This is a genomic window from Streptomyces inhibens (assembly GCF_003389455.1).
In the GTDB taxonomy this organism is placed as follows: Bacteria; Actinomycetota; Actinomycetes; order Streptomycetales; family Streptomycetaceae; genus Streptomyces; species Streptomyces inhibens.
The window spans coordinates 1-1,276 of the sequence record NZ_QUAC01000283.1; the positions used below are offsets into that span (position 1 = coordinate 1).

The following is a 1,276-nucleotide window of genomic DNA, read 5'->3' on the forward strand; positions in this document are numbered from 1 at the left end:
CCGCCCCGTCGGCCGGCCCCGCCCCATCGCCTTCCCCTTCGCCTTCACCTCCGCCTTCGTCCTCGGCAACGGCACCGTCCGCCCCCGCACCCGCCCCCGGTCGCTACGGCCGCTCCGGGCTGCCCGCGCGGACGCCCGTCTCCGTACCCCTCCTGCCGCCGGAACTGGCCGACGGGCAGCCCCGGCCACGCCGCGGTGATCCACTGGCCCGGCGCGCGGGCCGTGCCCTGCGCCGGGTGTTCGCCTCGTCCCCGGCCGCCGAGACGGCCGCCGTCACGCAGGCCGCGTACGCCATCCAGCAGCCCGTGACCACCGGCCGGCAGATCGCCGTGTCCAGCATCCGCGGCGGCGCCGGCAAGTCCACCGTCGCCGCCCTCCTCGCGCTCACGTACGCGCACTACCGCTCCGATCCGGTGCTCGCCGTGGAGGCCGACCCGGCGCTCGGCACGCTGCCGCACCGGCTCGGCGCACGCGAGGTGCGCTGGTCGGGCAGCGACCTTGCCCAGATCGTCGATCCCTCGATGCTGATCACGGACCTGACCGGCTATCTCCTCCCGTTCGCGGGCGGCGGCTGGCTGCTGCCCGGCAGCCAGGGCTCCATCGGTACGCGGCTGGACCTCGACACCTACCGCGTCGTGATGACGTCGTTGCGCCGCCACTTCGCGGCCACCGTTGTGGACTGTGAGTCGCTGCCCGCCGAGGTGGCGCGCACCGCGCTGGTGACGACACAGGCGCGGGTGCTGGTCACCCCGGCGACCCCGGAGGGCGTGGCGGCCACCCGCTCCGTACTGGACTGGGTGGGCGGTCTGCACCCCGGCCTGCTGCCCACCACGGTGGTCGTGCTCACCCACTCCTCGCCCGACAGCGGTGTCGACGTACGCAAGGCCGCCGAGCATCTGGGCGCCGGTGGCGCGGCGGTGCTGCCGCTGCCCTACGACCGTCATCTGGCGGCCGGCGGCGCGATCCGTACGGAACTGCTCGGCGAACGGACGCGGGAGGCGGCGGCGCGGATCGCCGCCGAGGTGATGGACCGCGCGGTCTCGCGGGAATCGGGCCGGCGGCAGCAGCCCCGGCAGACGACGGCATACGCGCCGGAGCAGGCGGCGACCTACGCGACGGGCCAGGCGACCGCGACCGGGCACGCGCCAGGTCAGGGAACGGCACATCCGCAAGCCCAGCCCTACGCCCAGCCCCAGTCCCACGCCCAGCACCCACCCCAACCGGCCCCTCAGCGGCACTACGCACCCCAGCCCGCCCCCCAAGCCACCCCCCGGGC

2 protein-coding genes are annotated in these 1,276 nt (G+C 76.0%); both read left to right on the forward strand.

Features of this window, described 5'->3' with window-relative positions; genetic code table 11:
• A partial coding sequence (locus DY245_RS45460) for a hypothetical protein (RefSeq protein WP_220377981.1) occupies positions 1-199 on the forward strand: 199 nt, incomplete at its 5' end.
• A gap of 37 nt (positions 200-236) precedes the next feature.
• The coding region (locus DY245_RS32890) for a hypothetical protein (protein WP_244943416.1) at positions 237-1,276 on the forward strand (1,040 nt) is incomplete at its 3' end.